The organism is Devosia sp. (genome assembly GCF_028290625.1).
Lineage (GTDB): Bacteria > Pseudomonadota > Alphaproteobacteria > Rhizobiales > Devosiaceae > Devosia.
Genome location: NZ_JAQGJM010000013.1, coordinates 1 through 24,238, shown reverse-complemented (window position 1 = coordinate 24,238; position 24,238 = coordinate 1). Strand labels below are relative to the sequence as shown.

Here is a 24,238-nt window from a genome sequence, read left to right as displayed (position 1 = left end):
CCTCAAGACGCGGCGGAAAGGCCGGGTGCCAGATGCAGCCGTGGCGTCACGGTTTCGAGCATGGGCAATGCAGCAGCCCCGAGCGCTGCGGTCAACTGCCCGGTTTGGCCGCGGATGACGCGCGGCGCGGTCCGGGCGCGGCGGGTTGCGACGGAAACCGGCATGGGATCGAGCGCCGCGATGAGCGCGTCGATTACAGAATCAGGCAGGGCGCCGCCGAAAATGATGGTCTGGGGATCGAGCAGGTTTTCCAGTGCCGCGACCGTGGGCGCGAGATAATCGGCGGCTTCGGCGATCCATGCGAGCAGCACCGGATTGCCGGCGTCGTGCAGGCCTTGCAGGTCATCGACGTCAGCCGCGGTGATGCCGGCGGCAGCGAGTTTTTCGCGCAGGGCATAGAGCGAGACGAAGCGCTCCAGGTTGCCCTCGGGGCCATAAAGCGCCGGCCGGTTGCGCGGGGTGACAACGAAGTGGCCGATTTCGCCGGCATTGCCATAGGAGCCGCGCAGTGGGCGGCCTTCCTGGATGATGCCGAGGCCCAGGCCGACGCCGAAATACACATAGCCAAAGCTGGAAAAGGCCTGGCCGGCGCCATACAGCCGTTCGCCGACGGCGGCCGCCGTGGCGTCGTTCTCGATCTCGACCGGCTCGCCGATAGCCTCGGCGGCGAGCGCCTTGGTATCGAGCCCGGTCCAGCCCGACAGAGTGGCGGGACCGACCGAACTCATGCCCTCGATTTCGAAGGGGCCGGGCATAACCACTCCGACGCCCAGCAGGTTGACGGCAATGCCGGGCACCGATAGGCGCAATTCATCCACCGCCAGCCGCAGATCGGCGAGGATATAGGTGGGGCTGGTATTGGCGACCGGACGTACCATTTGGGCGCGCAGGCGGCCGGACAGGTCGAGCAGGACGATGACGATGTGATCGGCGGCGATTTCGATGCCTGCGGTCATCGGGCCATCGGGATTGACCGCAAACTGGATCGGCGGCTGGCCGCGGCCCGAGCGCAGGCGGCCCAGTTCGATCAACAGGTTTTCCGTCACCAGTTCGTCGACGATATTGGTGACTGCCTGGGGCGTCAGGTGGGCGCGGCGGGCGATTTCGGTGCGGCCGAGATGGCCCTGGCTGCGCACCAGATCGAGCACGACGCGGCGGTTGTGCAGCCGGTTGCGCTCGGGATTGCTGCCGATGGCCAGGCTCCCGCGCGTTCCCGATTTTTCGCGTTTGCTCAAATCCCGGTCCATGGCGGAAGGCTATTTCCCGGCTTCGAATAACTCAAGTAGATTATTGTATTGACAAGTTTGACCGCGTCGGCTGACCTGTAAGGCTTGAGATGGGGCTTTGCCCGCGCTCGAAAACAGGGGATTTTGTCCGCTTGGACCTTGGCTGGGAACGCCGGGGTGGCGGGCCTTAAGGAGGTTATGATGCGCAATCGGTTCATGCTCGCCGGCCTTGCCGCGGGGATCAGTCTGCTGACGCTGGGCGCGGCCCAGGCGGTGGAAATCGAATACTGGCAATACGCCTACGAGACCCGCGTGACGGCGATGGATCAGTTGATCGCCAATTTCGAAAAAGCCAATCCCGACATCACCGTCAAGCAGACCACCTTCCCCTATGACGATTACCAGACCCGCGTGATCGCGGCGAAAGCCGCCGGGCAGGGGCCGGATGTGCTGCAGCTGTTCTATGGCTGGCTCGACAAGTTCCAGAGCGGCGGCGTGTTGCAGCCGCTGTCGCCAACGGCATTCCCGCATGATGCAATCGAAGCGGACTTCTTCCCCATCGTAACCGCCATGAAGCGCGGCGACGATTATTACGGCCTGCCGACCGCCGTGCGCTCGCTGGCGCTGTTCTATAACAAAAAGCTGTTCGAGGAAGCCGGGCTCGACCCCTCCAAGCCGCCGCAGACGCTGGACGAACTGGTTGCCGCCGCCGTGGCAACCGCCAAGCATGACGATGCCGGCAATCTGATTTCCGAAGGCATCACCATGGACATGGCCGGGCAGGACCACCAGTGGTGGCGCGAAGTGCTGACCCGCCAGTTCGGCGGCGTGCCCTATAGCGACGACTATCGCACCGTAACCTACGGCCAGAAGGGCGGCGCCGAGGCACTGCAATTCTATACCGATTTGCAGAATGTGCAGAAGGTCGGTCAGGCCGGCTTCATGGATGAAGGCCAGGCGGCGTTCCGCGGTGGCATGGCGGCGATGACCATCGACGGCACATTCCGGCTCGGCTCGTTCAAGACCATCGACCAGTTCGAATGGGGCGTGACCGAATTGCCGGCCAGTGCCGATGGCACGCGTTCCAACTATGCCAGCTATTTTGCCAATGGCATCGGCGCTTCGGCGCAGGGCGAAGAACTCGCCGCCGCCGAGAAGTTCCTGGCCTATGTGTCGTCGCCCGAGGCCATGCAGATCTGGCTTGACGTGGTGGGCGAACTGCCGGCCCGCAAGTCGGCGGCGATGACCGACGCGAACCTGGCCGATCCGATCCTGGCGCCGTTCCTCAAGGCGCTGGACTATGCGCACACGACCCAGTTTGTCGATGAAGCCGGGCAGCGCCAGGTGGCCATCGACATGGCCAACCGCGTGTTGCTCGAAGGCCAGTCGCCGGCCGATTCCGTGGCCGAGGCCGCGACGGCCGAGCAGGCCATCATCGACGCCGCGGCGAAGTAAGCGGCACCGTGGCGCAAGGCGCAATCACCGATGGCACGGCCCCGAGGGGCCGTGTCTGGGACCGGTTCTCGATCCGCACCAAGCGCGTCATCTGGGCCTGGGCGTTTCTCGCCCTGCCCATCATCTTTTACGGTTGGATCCGGTTCTATCCGACCTTCCAGGCGTTCTGGATTTCGTTCACCGATTGGGACATTCTCAAGCCCGCGCAGTTCGTGGGTCTCGAGAATTACGACAAGCTGGTGCACGATCCGCAGTTCTGGAAGGTGTTCCGCAATACCTTCACCTATCTCATCGTCGGTACGCCGATCAGCCTCCTGGTCGCATTCCTCGTGGCCTATTATCTGGACCGCGTGCGGTTCATGCACGGCTTCATCCGGGCGCTGTATTTCCTGCCTTTCCTGACCACGGCGGCGGCTTTGGCCTGGGTCTGGCGCTGGATCTATCAGCCGGTGCCGGTCGGGCTGATCAACGGATTGCTGTCGCAGTTCGGCATTCCGCAGCAGCCCTTCCTCAAATCGACCACGCAGGGTCTGCCGGCCATCATGGTGACGGCGATCTGGGCGGGCTTGGGTTTTCAGGTCATCATCTTTCTCGCCGGTCTGCGCGCCATTCCGTCGACCTACTATGAGGCCGCGCGCATCGACGGGCTGGGTGAGGGCGCGATCCTGCGCAAGATCACGCTGCCGCTGCTGAAACCAACGACGGTGTTTCTCGTGGTGTTTTCATCCATCGGTTTCCTGCGCATTTTCGATTCTGTCTACAACATGACCAGCAACGATCCGGGCGGGCCCCTGGGCTCGACCAAGCCGATCGTGCTGATGATCTACCAGACGGCGTTTTCGTCCTTCGACATGGGGTATGCGGCGGCGCAAACGGTGGTGCTGTTCACCATCCTGCTGATCGTGTCGCTGCTGCAGCTGTTTGTGTTGAGGAACCGCTGAGATGACGACGATTGCCACCGACGCCATCCGCCAGCCCCTGAAATTCGGTCGCATCAGGCCGGGTCAAATCCTGATCTGGACGCTGCTGCTCCTGGGCGGGCTACTGATGGTCATGCCCATCCTCTACATGTTTTCGACGTCGCTGAAGACCGCCAGCCAGGTCTATGACCTGCGCCTGATCCCGGCCGCGCCGAGCTTCGATAACTACATCAAGGTGCTGTCGGACGGTAATTTCCTGCGCTGGTTCGGCAATTCCACTTTCATCGCCACGACGGTGACGCTGTCCAACGTGTTCTTCGATAGCCTGGTCGGCTACACGCTGGCCAAGTTCGAGTTCCGCGGCCGCTATTTCATCTTCCTCGCCATCTTGTCGACCCTTATGATCCCGACGGAAATGCTGGTGATCCCCTGGTACCTGATGAGCAGCCAACTGCATTGGCTCGACAGCTATTGGGGCATCATGTTCCCCGGCATGATGACGGCCTTCGGCACGTTCCTGATGAAGCAGTTCTTCGAAACCGTGCCGGACGATTTCCTCGAAGCCGCGCGGATCGACGGGCTCAACGAATTCCAGATCTGGTGGAAAGTGGCGATGCCGCTAGTGGCGCCGGCTCTGTCGGCGCTGGCGATCTTCACCTTCCTCGGCAATTGGACGGCATTCTTCTGGCCGCTGATCGTCACCACCAGTCGCGAGCTTTATACGCTGCCGGTCGGGCTATCGAGTTTCTCGGACGCGCAGGATACGCGCTGGGAAATGATCATGACCGGCGCGGCGCTGGCGACGATTCCGACGCTGGTGGTGTTTCTGGTCCTGCAACGGTTTATCGTGCGCGGCGTGATGCTGGCCGGGTTAAAGGGCTAGAGCAATGACCGATCCGCGTTTGAGCGATACCAGCGTCTTCCCCGATCCGGTTTACAAGGAGACCGTGCTGCGGCCGCTGTTCGACGGCGCCAAGACCCATCATGTCGAGGGCTTTCGCGCCATCGACCGGGCGCATCTGGTCATGCTCGTCGAAACCGGGATTCTGGATGCCGCCTCGGCGGGCAAGATTGCCCGGGCGCTGGAGGCTATCGATGCCGAAGTCGATCCTGCCAAGCTGGTCTATACCGGCGAGGTCGAGGATTTTTTCTTTCTGATCGAGAAGGAACTGAAGGCTCGGCTCGGACCGGATCTGGCGGGGCGTCTGCATACCGCCCGGTCACGCAATGACATTGATCATACACTGTTCAAGCTGGGGCTGAAGAGCCGCATCGATACTCTGGTAGAAAAGGCCTTGGCGCTTTACGACGCGCTGGTGGCGGCGGCCGAGCGGGAGAAGGCTACGCTGATCGTGGCGTACACACACGGCCAACCCGCACAGCCGACCACTTTTGGGCATTACCTTGCTGCCGTCATCGAAGTGCTGGGCCGCGATATCGTGCGGCTGTTCGAGGCACGCGAGACCGTCGATCTTTCCCCGATGGGTGCGGCGGCGATCACCACATCAGGCTTTCCGATCGACCGGGCGCGGGTGGCGCACCTGCTCGGCTTCGCCGCGCCGCTCCAGAACTCCTATAGCTGCATCGCGGCGGTGGATTACATCACCGGCTCCTATGGGGCCATCGAGTTGATGTTCCTGCATCTCGGGCGGCCGATCCAGGACCTGCAGTTCTGGACCAGTTTCGAGGTCGGCCAGGTCTATGTGCCGAACGCGCTGGTTCAGATTTCCTCGATCATGCCGCAGAAGCGTAATCCGGTGCCGATCGAGCATTTGCGCCATCTCGCCAGCCAGACTTTTGGCCGCGCCCGCGCCATGCTCGACGTGATGCACAATACGCCCTTCACCGACATGAACGACAGCGAGGGCGAGACCCAGGCCATGGGCTATCAGGCCTTCGACAGTGCCTATCGGGTGCTGGACTTATTTGCAGCATTAGTGGCGCAAATCCGTATCGATCCAGCGCGTGTTGCTAACAATATCCGCCGCTCCTGCATCACCATTACCGAGTTGGCCGATAGCCTGGTGCGGCGCGAAAACCTGTCATTCCGCGAGGGCCACGAGATCGCTGCAGCCGTGGCGAAGGCCGTGGTCGCGATGGATGGCAACCTGCCGGTCGATGGCTTTGCACCGTTCCTCGCCGCGTTCGAAAAGGCCACCGGCCGCAAGACGGCCATCGACGCGGCGCTGTTCGCCGAGCTGGTTTCGCCCGAGCATTTCGTGGCTGTGCGCAGCCGATTTGGTGGTCCGGCGCCAGAGCCGCTGGCCGCGGCAATTGCCGGCTATCGCGAAAAGTCCGCCGAGTTTGCTATGCAAATCCAACGACATGCCGATGTCGAAGCGGCAGCAGTCAGCGAACTCAACAACAAATTCTCTGCCCTGGTAGGAGCGGCCTGATGGCGAATATCGAACTGCAAGGGCTGGTCAAAACCTATGGCAAGACCACGGCGGTGCATGGCATCGACCTGGATATTGCCGATGGCGAATTCGTGGTGCTGGTCGGCCCATCCGGTTGTGGCAAGTCGACCACCCTGCGCATGATCGCGGGTCTGGAGGACATTTCCGGCGGCACGCTCAAGATTGGCGGCGAGGTGGTCAACGAGCGCGAGCCCAAGCAGCGCAACATCGCCATGGTGTTCCAGAACTACGCCATCTATCCGCACCTAAGCGTAGCCCAGAATATCGGCTTCGGGCTCTATACCGCCAAGCTGAGCAAGGCTGACAAGGACCAGCGTATCCTGGCAACGGCAAAGACGCTGGGCATGGAAGACCTGCTGGCGCGTCGGCCCTCAGAGCTTTCGGGTGGCCAGCGCCAGCGCGTCGCTATTGGCCGGGCCATGGTACGAGACCCGGTGGCCTTTCTGTTTGATGAGCCGCTGAGCAATCTCGACGCGCAGTTGCGCTCGCAGATGCGCATCGAGATCAAGCGGCTGCATCAGCGGCTGGGCACCACCATCGTCTACGTCACCCACGACCAGATCGAGGCCATGACCATGGCCGACAAGATCGTGGTGATGCGCGACGGACGGATTTTGCAGGTGGGCACGCCAACCGAGCTCTACGAAAGCCCGGTGGATGTGTTCACCGCGCGGTTCATCGGCAGCCCGTCGATGAACCTGCTGCCCGGCAAGATCGCGGGCGCTGCGTTGACGGCGCCAGGCGTCGCGATTGCCGGCATCGATGCCGCGACCATTGCGTCCGGCAACGTGCTGATCGGCGTGCGGCCGCATGATCTGGTCGTCGGTGAGGCCGGAACCGGTCTCTCCGTGTCAGGGCTTGTCACTGCAGTTGAGCCGCTCGGCTCCGAGACCTTGGTGCATCTGGATATTGCCGGAACCGAAGTGATCGCCACCGCACCAGGCAAAGTGGTGCCGAAGGTGAATACGACCGTCATCGCCTCGGCCTTGCCGGGCTCGCTCTATCTGTTCAGCGCAGCCGATGAGCGCAGCCTCGGCCGGCTCTGAATAGCATTTCTGCGTTTATCGCAATGGATGTCCGCCGCGCGGCAGCATAGACTCGTGCTGCGTTGTGGAGACTTTTGAATGCCCGTCAGTGATGCCCTGAAGCCGCGACCGTTTGCCGATTTTCTGGGACGGCGGACGGGAGATAATCCGTTGCGGGCGCGTATCAACGTGGCCCATCGCCTGCCCGAGCCGGACTGTGTACCGCCCCTGATTGCAGCAGCGACTTTGCCGCCGGCGACGGCCGCCGCTGTCCGCGCATTGACCATCAAAACCGTCACCGCCATGCGGGCGCAGAAGCGGCGTGGCGGGGTGGATAGCCTGGTGCAGGAATATGCGCTGTCGAGCCAGGAAGGCGTGGCGCTGATGTGCCTGGCTGAGGCCCTGCTGCGCACGCCCGATAATGGCACTCGCGATGCGCTGATTGCCGACAAGATCGCGCCGGGCGATTGGCAATCTCATCTCGGCGGCAGCCGTTCGTTGTTCGTCAATGCGGCGACCTGGGGGCTTGTGGTGACCGGCAAGCTGGTGTCGCCGGTGGATGAAACGGGCCTCGGGAATGCGCTCAGCCGCCTCGTGGCGCGCTCGGGCGAACCGGTGATCCGGGCCGGCGTGAACCTGGCGATGAAGCTGATGGGCGAGCAGTTCGTGTCCGGCCAGACCATCGGCGAAGCGCTGAAAAACGGGCGTCCGCTGGAGGCCAAGGGCTTCCGCTATTCCTATGACATGTTGGGGGAAGCCGCGACGACGGCGCGGGACGCTGAGCGCTACCTGCAGGATTATCGTACGGCCATCCATGCCATCGGCAAGGCTGCGGCCGGCCGCGGCGTTTATGAAGGGCCGGGGATTTCGATCAAGCTGTCGGCGCTGCATCCGCGCTATGGGCGCTCACAATACAGCCGCGTGATCGGCGAATTGCTGCCCCGGGTGATTGAGCTGGCGCTGCTGGCGAAGTCCTATGACATCGGGCTCAATATCGACGCCGAGGAGGCCGACCGGCTGGATATTTCGCTCGATATCCTGGAAGCACTTTGCGCTGTGCCCCAGCTCGCAGGTTGGCAGGGCATCGGTTTCGTGGTGCAGGCTTATTCCAAGCGTTGCCCCAGCGTGCTGGATTTCCTGATCGACCTGGCGCGGCGCAGCGGCCATCGCATCATGGTGCGGCTGGTCAAGGGCGCCTATTGGGACAGCGAGATCAAGCGCGCCCAGCTTGATGGATTGGATGGATTTCCTGTCTATACGCGCAAGGTTTATACCGACGTCGCTTACATCGCGTGCGCGCAAAAACTGCTGGCGGCGACCGATGCGGTCTATCCGCAATTCGCCACGCACAACGCGCAAACCATGGCCACGATTTACCAACTGGCCGGCGCCTACACGCCCGGCCAGTACGAATTCCAGTGCCTGCACGGGATGGGTGAGCCGCTCTATGAAGAGGTCGTCGGCAAGGGCAAGCTGGATCGGCCGTGCCGGATCTACGCACCGGTGGGCAGTCACGAAACGCTGCTGGCCTATCTGGTACGGCGGCTGCTGGAGAACGGCGCCAATTCGTCCTTCGTCAATCGGATTGCCGATCCGGAGGTGCCGGTGACGGCGCTGGCGGACGATCCGGCGGCGGTCGCCGGGGCGATCGTGCCGGTTGGCGCGCCGCATCCGGCGATCGATCTGCCACGCGATATTTTGGCCGGGACGCGGGCAAATTCGCGCGGGCTGGATTTGTCGAACGAGCCGCAGTTGCAGCGTCTGGCGATAGCGCTCGGGGAGAGCGTGGATGTACAATGGCAAGCGGAGCCAATGCCGGGAGCGGGGCGGCAAATTCTCAATCCGGCGGATCATCGGGATGTGGTTGGCACTGTCGTTGAGCCCTCGCCGGACAATGCTGCGCGGGCTCTGAACGTGGCGAAGACCGCCGCACCGGCCTGGGCGGCTACGGCGCCATCCGAGCGCGCTGCTTACCTGCGTCGTGCCGCTGACGCCATGGAGGCGCGAATCGAAAGGCTGATGGGGCTGATCATTCGCGAGGCGGGGAAATCGGCGGCCAATGCGATTTCCGAAGTGCGCGAGGCAGTGGATTTCCTGCGTTATCACGCCGATCAGGCGGAGAGCCTAGATGTCGGGCATGTGCCGCTGGGGCCGGTGGTATGCATCAGTCCGTGGAATTTCCCGCTGGCGATTTTCACCGGGCAAGTGGCCGCCGCACTGGTGGCCGGCAATCCGGTGATCGCCAAGCCGGCCGAGGAAACGCCGTTGATCGCGGCCCAGGCCATTGAGCTACTGCATCAGGCCGGCGTGCCGCGCGATGTGTTGCAGTTTTTACCTGGCGATGGCCGCATGGGTGCGGCGCTGGTGGGTGATCCCGGTACGTGTGGGGTGATGTTCACCGGCTCGACCGATGTGGCGCGGCTGATCGCCAGGCAATTGGCCGAGCGGACGCTGTCCGATGGAAGACCGGTGCCATTCGTCGCCGAAACCGGCGGGCAGAATGCGCTGATCGTGGATTCCTCGGCGCTGACCGAGCAGGTGGTTGGCGATGTGCTGGCCTCGGCGTTCGATAGCGCAGGACAGCGGTGTTCGGCGCTGCGCGTGCTGTGCCTGCAGGAGGATATTGCCGACAAGACGCTGGCCATGCTCAAGGGCGCGATGGCGGAATTGCGGACCGGCAATCCAGACCGGTTGGCGACCGATATCGGGCCGGTCATCACGGCCGAGGCGCAAAAGATCATCGCCGATCATGTTGCGGCACTGCGCGCCAAGGGCCGAACCATTGTCGAAGCGCCGCTCGATCCGGCCACGGCGCTGGGCACGTTCGTGGCGCCGACACTGATTGAATTGCAGGAATTGTCCGAACTGACGCGCGAGGTGTTTGGGCCGGTACTGCATGTGGTGCGCTATCGGCGCGAAGACATCGACGCGCTGGTGGACCGGATTAACGCCCTTGGCTATGGGCTGACTTTTGGGCTGCATACGCGCATCGATACGACCATCGAGCGGGTGACCAGCCGGATTTCCGCCGGCAATATCTACGTCAATCGCAACCAGATCGGCGCCGTGGTCGGGGTGCAGCCGTTTGGCGGGCATGGGCTGTCGGGTACCGGCCCGAAGGCGGGTGGTCCGCTTTATCTGCGGCGGCTGGTACGCGGCGAAGCCGGCGGCATTGCGGGGTTGGCGCCAAACGCGCTGATCGATCTGGCGCTGTCCGCGCTGACCGACTGGCTAGCCGCAAATGGACGCGTTGGACTGGCGCAACAGGCGTTGGGCTATGGAACGCATCCCGCGATCAACGCGTCGGTTGAACTGGCCGGCCCGGTCGGCGAGCGCAACGTCTATGGCACGGCGCCGCGGGGAACGGTGCTGGCCATCGCCGCCAGCGAGGATGGCCTGTTGCTGCAACTGGCCGCGATCCTGGCGACGGGAAATTCGGCGACGATCGAGGCGTCACCGGCATTGTGGGCGCTCGTCGACCAATTGCCGCCGATTGTAGGTGGGCGGGTGGCGCGGAAATCGGCGGGAGATGGTGGCGTTGCGGCGGTGCTGGTCGAAGGCGATGCCGCGGCGGTTCGTGCCGTGTCGCGGCGGGTTACGGATTGGCCGGGACCGATCATCACGGTCCAGAGCGCGCCACTGGGGCAGGGCGGATACAGCCTTGATCTGTTGGTGACCGAGACCGCGATCAGCACCAACACCGCAGCGGCCGGGGGCAATGCCAGCCTGATGGCGATCGCCTGACGGTCATGCGGCGTATGCGGTCAGGCCCTCTACCAGCGCATCGTAAACCAGCCTGACGCGCTGGACGTGGCGCAGGTCCTCATGCGTCACCACCCAGGTCTCCAACGGGAAGGCAAATTGGCCGGGCAGCAGATGGATCAGGTCGGGGTCGCGCTTGGCGATACCGATCTGACAGATGCCGATGCCGATGCTGGCGCGGATGGCCGCGAGTTGCCCAAGATCGCTGTCGGTGCGAAAGGCAAAATCCTCGCGCTCTAGGGTCAGCCCCATGGCTTGCAGGGCGCGCACACCGATGGTGGCGTGTTCAAAGCCGATCAGGGCGAAGTTTGCCAAGTCTTGGAGCCGCGTCGGAGTACCGTGGCGATCGAGAAAGCTGCGATGGGCGTGTAGCCCCAGGTCGATGGCGCCGATGCGCTTGGCGACGAGCGCATCCTGCACCGGCCGAAAGTTGCGCACCGCGATATCGGCTTCGCGCCCCAGCAGGTCCTCGCTGCGATTGCTGAGGCCCAGTTCGATCACCAGCCCCGGATGCGTGCCGCGCAGTTCCGCCAGCAGGGGCGGCAGCACTTCGACGCCGATGACTTCACTGGCGGTGATCCGCACCGTCCCCGAGGCGGAGCCAGCCTCGGCGGAGGCCGCGCGCACGAATGAGTCCGCGGCATTCGACATCGCCTGCGCATGTGCCGCCAATTCGTGGGCGATGGCGGTGGGGATCAGCCCGCTTGGCGCGCGGGTGAACAGCGCCACGCCATGATCGAGTTCGAGGTCCTCGATGCGCCGCCGCACCGTTGGCTGGGCGACATTGAGCACCCGCGCGGCGCCCGACAGGCTGCCCTCGCGCATGACCGCCAAAAAAGCGCGCTGCCGTTCCCAATCCGCCGAATGAACCTTGCTCATACATTTTGTACTAGCAGGGTGAAAAAGATTGTCAATTTTAGATGGGTTCGGTGACGGCCATATTGGATGGGCAAACACAGGAGCCCATCATGACCACCGCCAAAATCAATATCGATATCCCCCACGCCAAGCCCCGCAAGGCCATGCCGGGCTATGTGCTCTATTCCGTCTGGGCCGTGCCGGTCATGGTGCTGGGCCAGTTCGCCATGCTGGCGATCGTACCGGTCGCGCTGGTCACCATCGCTGCATTTAGGGATGACCGCGCCCGCCCGCTACGTTGGTGGGCCGCGCTGATGGCTGGCCTATACCTGGTGCCGCTGGCGCTGTGGCGGCTCAATCCGGATGGGGCGCCGAGCCTGTCCAAGGATATGCACCCCGTTTTCGGCGGCCTCATCGTCGCCAGCGCCGTGGTGCTGCTGGTCAAAATCCATACCGCTCGCAAGGCCTGAACCCCAATCCATAGGAGACTCGAAATGATCCTGATCACAGGCGCAACCGGCAATGTTGGCTCGGAAATCATCAAGCTGCTGTCAGCCAAGGACATTGCCAGCCGGGCCATGGTGCGATCGGCAAAGGGGGCGGAAAAACTCGCGGGATTGCCCGGCGTGACCCCCGTCACCGGCGACTTCGACGATGCCGCCTCGCTGGAGGTGGCGCTGGCCGGCATCGACACGGCGTTTCTGCTGACCAATTCATCGGAGCGTGCCGAAGGCCAGCAACTGACCTTCGTGGCCGCCGCCAAAAAGGCCGGCGTCCGGCATATCGTCAAATTCTCGCAAATCCATGCCAACGCCGCCTCGCCGGTGCGGTTCCTGCGCTATCACGCGGCGGTGGAGCAGGCGATCAGGGACAGCGGCATGGCCTACACCTTCCTGCGGGCGAACCTGTTCATGCAGGAGTTCTTGTCGTTCCGCGATCCCATCACGCAGAGCGGCCAGTTCTTTGCGCCGATCGGCGATGGCCGGGTCAGCCTTGTGGATATCCGCGACTTAGCAGCGGTCGCTGTGGCGGCGCTCACCGAGCCCGGTCATGACGACAAGACCTATGTGCTGACCGGTCCCGAGGCGCTGAGCCATGCCGAGATCGCCGTCAAGATCGGTGCAGCGCTGGGCCGGGAGGTCAGCTTTGTCGATATCGCGCCGGGGCAGATGCGAGAGGCGTTGGTCGGGTTCGGTTTCCCACACTGGCAGGCCGATGGCGTGCTGGAGGATTATGCCCATTACCAGCGGGGTGAGGCGGCGGATGCCAGCACCGACATCGCCACGGTGACCGGGGCGCCGGCTCGCAGTTTCGATGTGTTTATCGGGGACTACGCGAAGCGGTTCTAATAGCTCTGCCAAGGCGTCCACTCGATAATCCGGGCGGACGCCGGCACTGTCACATCAGTTTCATAAAGCTCGGATTTGAGTGCCCGTACATAAAGGGAATTCGACCATGTCCACTGAGCAGGCCTATCTCGACCGCATCCGTGCGGAAATAGCCGACAGCTTCGATGAAGAGCTCGAAATGCAGTTGGAGGACGATCGGCTCGACGAGCTGGTCGCCGACGGGATGACCGAGCCAGGCCCCGAAACGGTCGATCGCAAGGTGTATTTCCGCGAACTGTTCCAGCTGCAGCACGAACTGGTGCGGCTGCAGGATTGGGTGCAGCACAAGAAGCTCAAGGTCGTGGTGCTGTTCGAAGGCCGCGACTCGGCGGGCAAGGGCGGCGCCATCAAGCGGGTGACGCAGCGGCTCAATCCGCGCGTCTGCCGCACCGTGGCCCTGCCGGCGCCGACCGAGCGCGAGAAGAACCAGTGGTATTTCCAGCGCTACGTGCCGCATCTGCCGACGGCGGGCGAAATGGTGCTGTTCGATCGCTCCTGGTACAATCGGGCCGGGGTCGAGCGGGTGATGGGGTTCTGCACGGCCGAGGAACTGGAAGAGTTCTTCCGCACCGTGCCCGAGTTCGAGCGCATGCTGGTCCGATCGGGCATCATCCTGATCAAATACTGGTTCTCCATCACCGATGAAGAGCAGGAATTCCGCTTCAAGATGCGCATCCACGATCCGCTCAAGCAGTGGAAACTGTCGCCCATGGACATGGAAAGCCGCGTCCATTGGGAGGAATACACCAAGGCCAAGGAAGAAATGCTGGCGCGCACCCATACGCCCGAGGCGCCATGGTGGGTGGTGCAGGCCGTGGACAAGAAGAAGGCGCGCCTGAACTGCATCGCGCATCTGCTGGCGCAGATTCCGTATGAGGATGTGCCCAAGGCTGAGGTCGAACTGCCCGGCCGCGTGCGCCACGACGACTATGTTCGCGCGCCCGTGCCGCCGGAATTGTACGTGCCCGAGATTTATTGAGATCGAATAGTCGAGACGAGGGGCACCGGTGAGCGATCACCGGTGCCCTTTTTGTTTTAGCTACCGACGACACCACCATCGCGCTTGGTCAGGACGACCAGTGACGGACGCGCTGGCATGGTGGCGACGAAGTCGGGCCAGTTGGTGCCGGCATCGGCCATGGAGGAAGCATCTTCCATGTCATCGATGCGCAGTTCGCCTGGATGCTGCACCGAGAGGAACAGGCTCGTCGCGTCGGGCGTAAAGGTTGGCGAGCAGGCTTCCGAGCCGGTCGGCGGGATGTAGAACAGGCGAGGCAGAGCGCGGCCTTCGCCTTCGGTATCCATGGCGTAGACGGCATCAGCCATCCCGTCCGGCGGCGGGCCATCGGTGGTCACCCAGATGCGGCCGGCGGGATCGACACCGATATTGTCGGGATCGGTGAACCAGCCATTGGCAGTGGTGTCGGCGTGGTAGAGGCTTTCGTCTTCGGGCTTTGCGGGGTCGCCGCACAGGACGAAAACGTCCCAGGTAAAGGCGTCGGCGGCGTGGTCTGGCGCATCGGGAGCGCCGGGCGGCACGAGTTCGAGCAGGTGGCCATGGGGGTTCGGACCGCGCGGATTGGCGACGTTGACGCTTTCGCGGTCATCTTCACCGGCAGGAAGGCGGTCCTCGTTCTCGGTCATGGCGACGTAGAGCTTGCCGGTGCCGGTGTGCGGGATAAAGCCTTCGGGCGCATCCATCGGGGTGGCGCCGACGAGGTCGGCCGCCGCGCGGGTGTTGAGCACGACGTCCGCCTGGGTGGCAAAGCCGGCTTCGGCGGTGAGCAGGCCCTCACCGGCCACCAGCGGGATCCACTTCATGGTGCCGTCGCTGGCGAACTGGGCGACCGACAGCGTGCCGTTATCGAGCAGGTCCTTGTTGGCGGCGCGGTCATCCGGGTTGAACTTGTCGCGGGTGACGAAGCGATAGAGATATTCGAAATCGTCGTCGTCGCCCATGAACACCACGACGCGCCCATCGGGAGCGACGCTGACCTGGGCGCCTTCATGGGTCATGCGGCCCAAGGCGGTGCGCTTGATCGGCTTGGCGGTGGGGTCCATCGGATCGATCTCGACCACCCAGTCGAACTTCATCCATTCATTGGGTTCGTTCTCGAACTTGAAGCGGGGTTCGACGCGCGAGACGGCATAGATGTCGTTCTCGTCTTCGTCCCAGCCCTGGCGTTCGACCAGTTCCTGGTTGGCGAGCGTGGTGTAGTCGCCGGCGAAGACGTCCATGGCGCCTTCTTCGCCCGACAGCATGGTGCCCCAGGGGGTCAGGCCGCCATTGCAGTTGGAAATGGTGCCGAACACCACCGTGCCAGTGGGGTCGGCATTGGTCTTGAGGCGGTCGTCGCCGGCGGCGGGGCCGGACATGACCATTCCGGTGCCCATGTGGATGCGGCGGTTATACTGGCCGTCCTTGACCACTTCCCACTGCGCGCCGTTGCGCTTGACTTCGACGACGGAGACGCCGGTCGAGGCCATGACCGCGCGGATCTGGTCGTCGGTCATCTTCTCCTTGTAGTCGTCAGCGGTCAGGCCCGGGAACATGAGGAACGGGCTGGCATACTCGTGGCTGACCAGCAGCAGGCCGTGATCGTTGGTCTTGGAGCCGATCGGCAGCGGCAGGAACACGGTGAAGTCGTTATTGTAGCCGAACTGGCGTTCGGCAGCGGCGCCGTTCAGGGTCGCCAGGTCGAATTCCGGACTGTCGGGAAAAATCGCATCGCCCCAGCGCAGCAGCACCTGACGGTCATAACCCTCGGGCCAATGGTCGGCCGCGTCGCGAACGCGGTCGAGCTCGGTGAAGGTCAGTGTCGAGGCATTGGTGGCGGCGGCAGCGCGGCCAACACCGAAGGCACCGCCCATGGTGGCGACGGCCGTCGTGGCCAAGAAACCCTTGAGTAGGGCGCGGCGGTTGAAGCCTTCATTGAGTAGTGAGCCATAGCTCTGGGCAAAGGCGCGGCGCGCGGTCGGGCGCTCGCGGGTTTTCTGACGGTCGGTCATGGACGCTCCTGGGCTTGCTGAGGCCCGGAGCTTTTTCATGGCGAGACGAAGGTTACGTGACAGCCTCAGGCGGCGTCGCTGAGCAGGGTTTCGGCCAGACCGTATTCGTGCAGTTTGCGGTATAGCGTCGAGCGGCCGATCTTGAGGGCTCGGGCGACCTGCGACATACGCCCACCATAGTGCTCGATGGCGAAGACGATGGCGGCGCGCTCGATTTCAGCAAGCGCCGTGACCTCGCCGGTGGGCGCGATGAAGCGGTCGATGGCCGCCGGCGCTTCGGGGGCGTAGCGCTGGCGTCCCAACGCATCGTCGATATGGATCGGGCTTTGCTGCGTAGGCGCAGTTTCGATGGCGCTGGCGGCCAGTTCGCGGCCGTTGATCTGGGCGACGATCTGCGGGAAGTCGACGCTTTCGAGGAAGGCGCCGTCGGTCAGCACGATGGCGCGATAGACGGCGTTTTCGAGCTGGCGGATATTGCCGGGCCAAGCGTAGCTGGCCAATAGATCAAGTGCGACCGGCGAGATGCCGATGACCCGTTTGCCGGCTTCGGCGGCGAAGCGGGCGATGAAATGGGCGACCAGCGCCGGCACATCCTCAAGGCGCTCGCGCAAGGGCGGCACGTAGATCGGGAAGACGTTGAGGCGGTAATACAGGTCTTCGCGGAACTCGCCGGACTTGGCCAGGTTCAGCAGCCGCCGATTGGTGGCGGAGATGACGCGGACATTGACACGCTCGGGCTTGCTGGCGCCGACCGGCTCGATCTCGCCCTCTTGCAGCGCGCGCAGCAGCTTGACCTGCGTTTCGAGCGGCAGCTCGCCGACCTCGTCGAGGAACAGCGTGCCATTATGGGCTTCGGCGAACTTGCCGGCCTGGTCACTGGTGGCGCCGGTAAAGCTGCCCTTCTTGTGGCCGAACAGAATGGATTCGACCAGATTAGGCGGGATGGCGCCGCAATTGACGGTGATGAACGGCTTGCCAGCGCGGTCGCCAGTGCCCTGGATAATGCGGGCGATCAGCTCCTTGCCGACGCCGGTTTCGCCTTCGATCAGCACGGGAATGGTCGACTTGGCGGCCTTGGCGCAGAGCGACAGCACGCGAGCCATGGTGGGGGCCTTGGCGATCATGTCGGCGGCGGTGAAGGTGCCGGAGCGGCGCGAGCGTTCGGAGCGGACAGCGGCTTCGAGCGCATCCAGCTTCATGGCATTGCGCAGCGAAATGATCAGGCGTTCGGGTGCCACAGGCTTGACGAAATAATCCACCGCGCCCTGGCGCATGGCGGTCACCACGGTTTCCAGCGACGCATTGGCGGTCTGGATGATGACGGGGGTATTGAGGCCCTCGCGCGCCATGACTTCCATCACGCCCATGCCGTCGAGGTCGGGCATGACCAGATCGAGGATCATGGCGCCGATATTGCGATCGTCGCGCAAAATGGTCAGCGCCTGCTCGCCGCCGGTGGCGAGGAGCGGCTTGAAGCCGGCGCGGTTGGCGACTTCGGCGGTGAGGCGCAACTGCACCGGATCATCGTCAACTATCAGAACGCGCGTCATTGGACCTCGGTCGTTTACCGCTCGAATCGCGGTGTGCCGTTTTGGGAGGATTGTGACGGCATGGACTTAAGAGGGGATTAATCATCAGGATTTTGCCTGATAGGCAGTTCTTGCGGGCTTGCAAAACCCTTCACATCGCCGCGCCCGCTGGCTATGGTCCGCGCACATTTTTGACCAGCCGGAGACATGAGCCATGACCGATCAAGCCGCGCAGAAGGGGCACAATCAGTTCGGGGCCCTGCCGGTATGGGATTTGTCGGACCTCTATCCAAGCAAGGATGGGCCGGAATTCACGCGCGACCTGGAGCAGGCCAAGGCCGATGCGGCGGCGTTCGAGGCGGACTACAAGGGTAAGCTCACCGAGCTCACCAAGGCCGGCAAGCTGATCGAGGCGATCAAGCGGACCGAGGCTTTGGGCGACCTGACCGGCAAGATCGGCTCTTTCTCGTTCCTGCAATATGCGCAGAACACTACCGATCCCGACCGCGCCAAATTCATGGGTGATACCAATGAGGCGCTGACCAATCTCTCCACGCGGGTGCTGTTTTTCGATCTGGAACTGAACCGGATCGAGGACGAGGTGCTGGAGGCGGCCTTCGCGCAAAGCGCTGAGTTGTCGCGCTATCGCACCTGGTTTGCCGAATTGCGGAAGGCCAAGCCGTATCAGCTCGAGGACAAGCTGGAAGAGCTGTTCCACGACAAGTCGGTGACCGCCTATTCGGCTTGGAACCGGCTTTATGACGAGACGCTGGCGAGCTTGCGGCTGGACGTGGATGGCGAAACGCTGACGCTGGAAGCGACGCTGCACCTGTTGTCCGAACGCGACGAGAAGAAGCGCGAAGGTGCCTACAAGGCGGTTAGCAAAACGCTGACCGAAAATGCACGTTTGTTTACCCACATCACCAATGTGCTGGCCAAGGACAAGGAAATCTCCGACCGCTGGCGCGGCTATGAGGACGTCGCCGATAGCCGCCACATGGCCAATTCGGTGGAGCGCGAAGTGGTCGACGCGTTGCAAAGCGCGGTGCGCGATGCCTACCCACGCCTCAGCCACCGCTACTACAAGATGAAGGCAAAGTGGTTCGGCAAGGACGCCCTCAACGCCTGGGATCGCAATGCGCCGCTGCCGACCAGCGACGAGCGCACCTGGGATTGGGAAACCGCCAAGACCACGGTGATGGAAGCCTATGGCAAGTTTTCGCCCAAGCTGGCGGAAGTGGCGGCACCCTTCTTCGATAGCGGCTGGATCGATGCGCCGACCGCCGAGGGCAAGCTCAGCGGTGCCTTCGCGCATCCGACAGTGCCAAGCGCGCATCCCTATCTGATGCTCAACTATATGGGCCGCTCGCGCGATATCATGACGCTGGCCCACGAACTGGGCCATGGTGTGCATCAGCGGCTAGCCGCCGCGCAGGGGCCGCTGCTGAGCAATACGCCGCTGACGCTGGCCGAGACAGCGTCGGTGTTTGGCGAAATGCTGACTTTCCGCTCGCTACTGGCCAAGACCACGGATACCAAGCAACGGTTTGCTCTATTGTCCTCCAAGGTCGAGGACATGCTCAACACCGTGGTGCGGCAGATCGCCTTCTATACCTTCGAGCGCAAGGTGCACACGGCGCGACGGCAGGGCGAGCTGCGGACCGAGGAGATCAACGCCATCTGGCTGGAAGTACAGGCAGAATCGCTGGGCGACGGCATCGTGCTCAACGAAGGCTACGACATCTTCTGGAGCTATATTCCACACTTCATCCACTCGCCGTTCTACGTCTATGCCTATGCGTTCGGCGACTGCCTTGTGAACTCGCTCTACGCGCAGTATGAGAAGTCCGAAGACGGCTTTGCTGAACGGTATTTCGAGTTGTTGAAGGCCGGTGGCTCCAAGCATCATTCCGAACTGCTGGCGCCGTTCGGCCTGGATGCGAAAGACCCGCAATTCTGGTCTTTGGGGCTTTCGATGATCGAAGGCCTGATCGACGAACTGGAAGCAACCAGCCCGAATTGAACTTTGGGCGAATAGACTTTAGGCCCGCTTTATTTCCGAGGATGAAATGGCTAGCAAGCACGAACCACTGCCCGCAATGATCAACGAAAGCGCGATGGACTACGCCGAACACCAGCGGACCTATGACGGGTTCGTGTCACTGGTGAAGTATGGTGTCCTGAGCTTGGCTATCCTGGTGGTCGGGCTGTATTTTGCCATTATCGGCGCACAGCCGGTGCTGGGTGTGGTGCTGATCCTGGCGTCGGTCGTGGTGCCGGCCGTGCTGGCCATGCTGTCGCGGAAATAGGTCCTGGCCGCGTTTCGGCGCGGCAAGCCTGACTGCCTGAGTGGCGCATCAGCCCATTGATGAAGTTTGACCGCATGCCGTGCGTCCGTTCGGACGCGCCGGCTGCCGGAGGAGAAACGGCATGAAAATCGCAATCGTCCGCGAGCGCGTCGAGGGAGAAAACCGCGTTGCGGCCACTCCGGAAACCGTGGGCAAGCTGATCGCTCTGGGCGCCAGCGTCTCGATCGAAGCGGGGGCCGGGCTTGGGGCCCGCATTCCCGACGCCGACTATGCGGCCGCCGGCGCTAGCGTTGCCTCTACCGCTGCGGCGGCGCTCAAGGATGCCGAGATCGTCCTGACGGTGCGCCGTCCGACGGCGGCGAGCCTGGCGGGTGTCGCCAAGGGTGCGCTGCTGATCGGTGCGCTTGATCCCTATGGCAATGATGTCGAGCTGGCCGCTTTGGCCAAGGCCGGCGTCACCGCCGTTTCCATGGAATTCATGCCGCGCATCACCCGCGCCCAGGTGATGGATATCCTGTCCTCGCAGGCCAATCTGGCCGGCTATCAGGGCGTCATCGACGCGGCGGCGGAATTCGACCGCGCTTTCCCGATGATGATGACGGCGGCTGGCACGGTTCGCCCCGCCAAGGTGTTCGTGATGGGCGCCGGCGTTGCCGGACTACAGGCGATCGCTACGGCCAAACGGCTGGGCGCGGTGGTTTCCGCCACCGACGTGCGTCCGGCGGCCAAGGAACAAGTCGAGTCGCTCGGAGGCAAGTTCGTCGCCGTCGAGGACGAAGAATTCAAGCAGGCCGAAACCGCTGGCGGCTATGCCAAGCAGATGAGCGCCGAATACCAGGCCAAGCAGGCGGAATTGACCGCCAGCCACATCGCCAAGCAGGATATCGTCATCACCACCGCGCTGATCCCGGGGCGCCCTGCGCCGCGCCTGATCACCAAGGCGATGGTGGAATCCATGGCGCCGGGCTCGATCATCGTCGATCTGGCAGCGGAGCGCGGTGGCAATGTCGAGCTGACCGTGCCGGGCACAATCGTCGAGCACAACAGCGTCAAGATCATCGGCTATACCAACGTGCAGGGTCGCATCCCCACCACGGCAAGCCAGCTTTATGCGCGCAACCTGTTGGCCTTTGTCACCACGCTGATCGACACCAAGACCAAGGTCCTGGCGATCAACTGGGATGACGAACTGGTCAAGGCGACTGTGCTGACGCGCGATGGCGCGGTGGTGCATCCGCAGTTTGCGGCTGCTGTTGTCGCCCCGGTTGCTGAAGCCAAGCCGGCCGCAGTCGTCAAGGCAGCGCCGAAGAAGCCTGCCGCATCGACCAAGGCCGAGCCGCAGGCTGCCCCGATCAAGACTGGCGCAGCCAGCGCGGTTCCGGCCAAGAAAGCCCCTGCCAAGAAGTCGGCCGCAGCGAAGCCTGCAGTGGTCGCCGCCATGGCCGATACGCCCAAGAAGGCTGCGCCGGGTGTGGAACAGTCCGTACCGGCCGCTGCCGAAGCTGTTGCTCCCGTGGCACCGAAGGCCAAGCCTGCAGCCAAGAAGGTCGCAGCCGTAGCCGATGCGGCAACCGCCGCGCCGGTGGTCAAAAAGCCCGCAGCCAAGAAGCCGGCCGCGCCGAAAAAGCCCGCAACTCCCGCCAAGGATGCCAAGTAAATGGAAGCCATCGATCCCTTCACCTTCCGGCTCGCCATTTTCGTGCTGGCGATTTTCGTGGGCTATTTCGTGGTCTGGTCGGTCACCCCGGCGCTGCATACCCCGCTGATGAGCGTGACCAACGCCATCTCGTCGGTGATCGTGGTGGGCGCATTGCTCGCCGTCGGTGTGCAGTTGGCGGCTGACGGCAACTGGGTTTCCAAGGCGTTCGGCTTCATCGCCCTGGTGTTCGCCAGCGTCAATATCTTCGGCGGGTTCCTCGTCACCCAGCGCATGCTGGCAATGTACAAGAAGAAGGGCTAACCGCCATGATCAACGCGGATATCGCCGCCCTTTTCTATCTGGTCTCGGGCGTGCTGTTCATCCTGGCGCTGCGTGGGCTGTCCAATCCCCGCTCGGCGCAACAGGGCAACCGCTTCGGCATGATCGGCATGGGTATCGCCATCCTGACCACGTTGGCGCTGGCCGCCCCGGTCGACGTGGTCAGCTGGGTGCTGATCATCGGCGGCCTCGCCCTCGGCGGCGGCATCGGCGCCTATATGGCGCGCACCGTCAAAATGACCGACATGCCCCAGCTGGTGGCGGCGTTCCACTCCCTGGTGGGTCTCGCCGCGGTGTTTGTGGCGGCGGCGGCGCTCTATGCGCCTGAAGCCTTCGGCATCGGCGAAGTGGGTGCGATCCATGCGCAGGCGCTGGTGGAAATGTCGATCGGCGTGGCCATCGGCGCCTTTACCTTCACCGGCTCGATCATCGCCTTCGCCAAACTCAACGGCAATATGAGCGGCAAGCCGATCATCCTGCCGGCGCGTCATGCCATCCATATCGTGCTCGGCGTGGCGCTGGTCGTGCTGGTCTATCTGCTGACCACGACAGGCAACCCGGTTTATTTCTGGCTGATCACCGTGCTGGCGCTGGTTCTCGGCGGGCTGATGATCATCCCGATCGGCGGCGCCGATATGCCGGTGGTCGTCTCCATGCTCAATTCCTATTCGGGTTGGGCGGCGGCTGGCATTGGCTTCACGCTGGGCAATACCGCGCTGATCATCACCGGCGCGCTGGTGGGCTCCTCGGGCGCGATCCTCTCCTACATCATGTGCAAGGCCATGAACCGCAGCTTCATCTCGGTGATCCTGGGTGGCTTTGGCGGTGATAGCGGCGCCGCTGCCGACAAGGGCGAAGACAACCGCCCGGTCAAGCAGGGCGCGGCCGACGACGCCGCCTTCCTGATGAAGAATGCCAGCAAGGTCATCATCGTGCCGGGTTACGGCATGGCAGTGGCCCAGGCACAGCACGCGCTGCGCGAAATGGCCGACCTGCTCAAGAAGGAAGGCGTCACCGTCAAATACGCCATCCATCCGGTGGCCGGCCGCATGCCCGGGCACATGAACGTGCTGCTGGCCGAAGCCAATGTGCCCTATGACGAAGTGTTCGAGCTGGAAGATATCAATTCGGAATTCGCCCAGTCCGACGTGGCCTTCGTCATTGGCGCCAATGACGTGACCAACCCGGCCGCCAAGACCGATCCGCAATCGCCGATCTACGGCATGCCGATCCTGGAGGTGGACAAGGCGCGGACCGTGCTGTTCGTCAAGCGCTCGATGGCGTCGGGCTATGCCGGGGTGGAAAACGAGCTGTTCTTCCGGCCGAACACGATGATGCTGTTCGGCGACGCGAAGAAGATGACCGAGGAAATCGTCCAGGCGCTCGGGCGCTAAGCCAGAGAAGCCTAGCGGGCTGCCCTGAGGCTCGCCCTGTCAGACCGGCACAGCCAGATGGGTAACGGGCTGGCCGGTGGCGGAGTGAATGGCCTCGGCGACGATGCGCCGGTGGCAGGTGGTGTGGTCGCGTTCGAAGCACAGCAGGCAGCAGCGGTCGGTTTGGGCCAATTGGATGGCGTGGGCCAGTTCCGCCTGGGCCCGGTCGGATTTCATGTGTTCGGCGTAGATTGCCTCCATTTTGTGCGGCTGGCCGGCGCGGACGGCCTGGCGGCCTTCTTTGGGTGTGCCTAGGCCCGGAAGGTGAAGATAGCCAATCCCTTCGGTTTGCAGCCCCGCCGCCAGCAGTGTTTTGGAAAAGCCCGGCTTGCGGGAGGAAGCGACGGCACGGACATCGATCAGCAACTGCACGCGCGACCGACGCAGCAATGCGAGCACTTCGGCGCTGGTTGTTCCTTCGTAGCCGATGGTCATGAGTTCGGGGAGCATGGCCTTGCTTCTAACATTGACGCCCCCACACTTGACGCAATCTCCTGTGAGCTGGGACCGTGCAAGGCCGTGAGGAAACCACCAAGATGAGCGCGCTGCCGGCATAATGAAAGCCATGATCTGCCGCGAATGGGGGCCGCAGGGGGTCCTGACCCTGGCCGACCTACCGCGCCAGCCGCTCGGTGCAGGCCAGGTGCGCGTGCGCCTGCGCGCTGTCGGCATCAATTTTGCGGACACGCTGCAGATCGCCGGAAGACATCAGGTGAAGCCGCCTTTGCCCTTCACCCCCGGCATGGAGATGTCGGGGGAAATCCTGGAGATCGGCAGGCAGCTCGGCGCCCGCGCGATCGCCGCCGCAGGCGGAGCAGAGAAATGCGCGCTGACGCTGCAATACGGCGCCGACCACGCAATCGACACCAGGCGGGAGAGCATCCGCGACCGCGTGCGAGAACTCACCGGCGGCGCAGGCGCGGATGTCG

General features: G+C 63.4%; 20 protein-coding genes. 15 read left to right on the top strand and 5 right to left on the bottom strand.

The window, feature by feature from the left end:
• Positions 1-2 precede the first annotated feature (2 nt).
• Complete coding sequence (locus JWR51_RS07190) at positions 3-1,235, bottom strand: ROK family transcriptional regulator (protein WP_299745651.1); 1,233 nt, start codon at positions 1,233-1,235, stop codon at positions 3-5.
• Between the two features lie 192 nt (positions 1,236-1,427).
• Here JWR51_RS07190 and JWR51_RS07185 point away from each other — a divergent pair, with 192 nt between their 5' ends.
• The 6 genes from JWR51_RS07185 to putA all read left to right on the top strand — a co-directional run bounded on the left by JWR51_RS07185 (position 1,428) and on the right by putA (position 10,787).
• Positions 1,428-2,681 carry an extracellular solute-binding protein gene (locus JWR51_RS07185; RefSeq protein ID WP_299745639.1) on the top strand — a complete coding sequence of 418 codons (1,254 nt, stop codon included), beginning with the start codon at positions 1,428-1,430 and terminating at the stop codon, positions 2,679-2,681.
• 8 nt (positions 2,682-2,689) lie between these two features.
• Positions 2,690-3,622: a sugar ABC transporter permease gene (locus JWR51_RS07180; protein ID WP_299745637.1), complete on the top strand. Its 933-nt coding sequence runs from the start codon at positions 2,690-2,692 to the stop codon at positions 3,620-3,622.
• Between the two features lies 1 nt (position 3,623).
• Positions 3,624-4,484 (top strand): carbohydrate ABC transporter permease, encoded by an 861-nt coding sequence (locus tag JWR51_RS07175; protein WP_299745635.1) that lies wholly within the window; start codon positions 3,624-3,626, stop codon positions 4,482-4,484.
• A 4-nt stretch (positions 4,485-4,488) separates the two neighbouring features.
• On the top strand, positions 4,489-5,997 hold the full coding sequence (gene argH / locus JWR51_RS07170; RefSeq protein ID WP_299745632.1) for an argininosuccinate lyase: 1,509 nt from the start codon (positions 4,489-4,491) through the stop codon (positions 5,995-5,997).
• Positions 5,997-7,064, top strand: a complete 1,068-nt coding sequence (gene ugpC, locus JWR51_RS07165; protein ID WP_299745630.1) for a sn-glycerol-3-phosphate ABC transporter ATP-binding protein UgpC — start codon at positions 5,997-5,999, stop codon at positions 7,062-7,064. The genes argH and ugpC overlap by 1 nt, the downstream gene beginning before the upstream one ends.
• Before the next feature lie 78 nt (positions 7,065-7,142).
• Positions 7,143-10,787, top strand: coding sequence for a trifunctional transcriptional regulator/proline dehydrogenase/L-glutamate gamma-semialdehyde dehydrogenase (gene putA, locus JWR51_RS07160; protein WP_299745629.1), 3,645 nt, complete (start codon positions 7,143-7,145; stop codon positions 10,785-10,787).
• A 3-nt stretch (positions 10,788-10,790) separates the two neighbouring features.
• Here the strand turns inward: putA and JWR51_RS07155 are convergent, their stop codons facing one another.
• Positions 10,791-11,684, bottom strand: a complete 894-nt coding sequence (locus JWR51_RS07155) for a LysR family transcriptional regulator (protein ID WP_299745627.1) — start codon at positions 11,682-11,684, stop codon at positions 10,791-10,793.
• An 89-nt stretch (positions 11,685-11,773) separates the two neighbouring features.
• Between JWR51_RS07155 and JWR51_RS07150 the strand changes: the two genes are divergently transcribed.
• The 3 genes from JWR51_RS07150 (at position 11,774) to ppk2 (ending at position 14,030) form a co-directional block, all read left to right on the top strand.
• Positions 11,774-12,133 (top strand): hypothetical protein, encoded by a 360-nt coding sequence (locus JWR51_RS07150; protein WP_299745625.1) that lies wholly within the window; start codon positions 11,774-11,776, stop codon positions 12,131-12,133.
• 24 nt (positions 12,134-12,157) lie between these two features.
• The gene (locus tag JWR51_RS07145) at positions 12,158-13,012 is read left to right on the top strand and encodes an SDR family oxidoreductase (protein ID WP_299745623.1); all 855 of its coding nucleotides are present in this window, start codon (positions 12,158-12,160) and stop codon (positions 13,010-13,012) included.
• A 106-nt stretch (positions 13,013-13,118) separates the two neighbouring features.
• Complete coding sequence (gene ppk2 / locus JWR51_RS07140) at positions 13,119-14,030, top strand: polyphosphate kinase 2 (protein WP_299745620.1); 912 nt, start codon at positions 13,119-13,121, stop codon at positions 14,028-14,030.
• A 56-nt stretch (positions 14,031-14,086) separates the two neighbouring features.
• Here ppk2 and JWR51_RS07135 read toward each other — a convergent pair whose 3' ends face one another.
• On the bottom strand, positions 14,087-16,060 hold the full coding sequence (locus tag JWR51_RS07135) for a PhoX family phosphatase (RefSeq protein ID WP_299745616.1): 1,974 nt from the start codon (positions 16,058-16,060) through the stop codon (positions 14,087-14,089).
• 65 nt (positions 16,061-16,125) lie between these two features.
• The gene (locus tag JWR51_RS07130; protein WP_299745613.1) at positions 16,126-17,610 is read right to left on the bottom strand and encodes a sigma-54 dependent transcriptional regulator; all 1,485 of its coding nucleotides are present in this window, start codon (positions 17,608-17,610) and stop codon (positions 16,126-16,128) included.
• 193 nt (positions 17,611-17,803) lie between these two features.
• On the opposite strand from JWR51_RS07130, the gene JWR51_RS07125 reads away from it, so the two are divergent.
• From JWR51_RS07125 to JWR51_RS07105, 5 genes are all read left to right on the top strand, one after another.
• Positions 17,804-19,612: a M3 family oligoendopeptidase gene (locus JWR51_RS07125; protein ID WP_299745610.1), complete on the top strand. Its 1,809-nt coding sequence runs from the start codon at positions 17,804-17,806 to the stop codon at positions 19,610-19,612.
• A 46-nt stretch (positions 19,613-19,658) separates the two neighbouring features.
• The gene (locus JWR51_RS07120) at positions 19,659-19,898 is read left to right on the top strand and encodes an aa3-type cytochrome c oxidase subunit IV (RefSeq protein WP_299745608.1); all 240 of its coding nucleotides are present in this window, start codon (positions 19,659-19,661) and stop codon (positions 19,896-19,898) included.
• A gap of 121 nt (positions 19,899-20,019) precedes the next feature.
• Positions 20,020-21,555 carry a Re/Si-specific NAD(P)(+) transhydrogenase subunit alpha gene (locus tag JWR51_RS07115; protein WP_299745606.1) on the top strand — a complete coding sequence of 512 codons (1,536 nt, stop codon included), beginning with the start codon at positions 20,020-20,022 and terminating at the stop codon, positions 21,553-21,555.
• Complete coding sequence (locus JWR51_RS07110; RefSeq protein ID WP_299722266.1) at positions 21,556-21,858, top strand: proton-translocating transhydrogenase family protein; 303 nt, start codon at positions 21,556-21,558, stop codon at positions 21,856-21,858.
• Between the two features lie 8 nt (positions 21,859-21,866).
• Positions 21,867-23,270, top strand: coding sequence for an NAD(P)(+) transhydrogenase (Re/Si-specific) subunit beta (locus JWR51_RS07105; RefSeq protein WP_299745799.1), 1,404 nt, complete (start codon positions 21,867-21,869; stop codon positions 23,268-23,270).
• A gap of 39 nt (positions 23,271-23,309) precedes the next feature.
• Here the strand turns inward: JWR51_RS07105 and JWR51_RS07100 are convergent, their stop codons facing one another.
• A complete protein-coding gene (locus JWR51_RS07100; protein ID WP_299745604.1) occupies positions 23,310-23,759 on the bottom strand; it encodes a DUF488 domain-containing protein in 450 nt (149 codons plus the stop codon).
• 106 nt (positions 23,760-23,865) lie between these two features.
• Here JWR51_RS07100 and JWR51_RS07095 point away from each other — a divergent pair.
• On the top strand, positions 23,866-24,238 hold a 373-nt coding region (locus JWR51_RS07095), incomplete at its 3' end, for a zinc-binding dehydrogenase (RefSeq protein WP_299745602.1).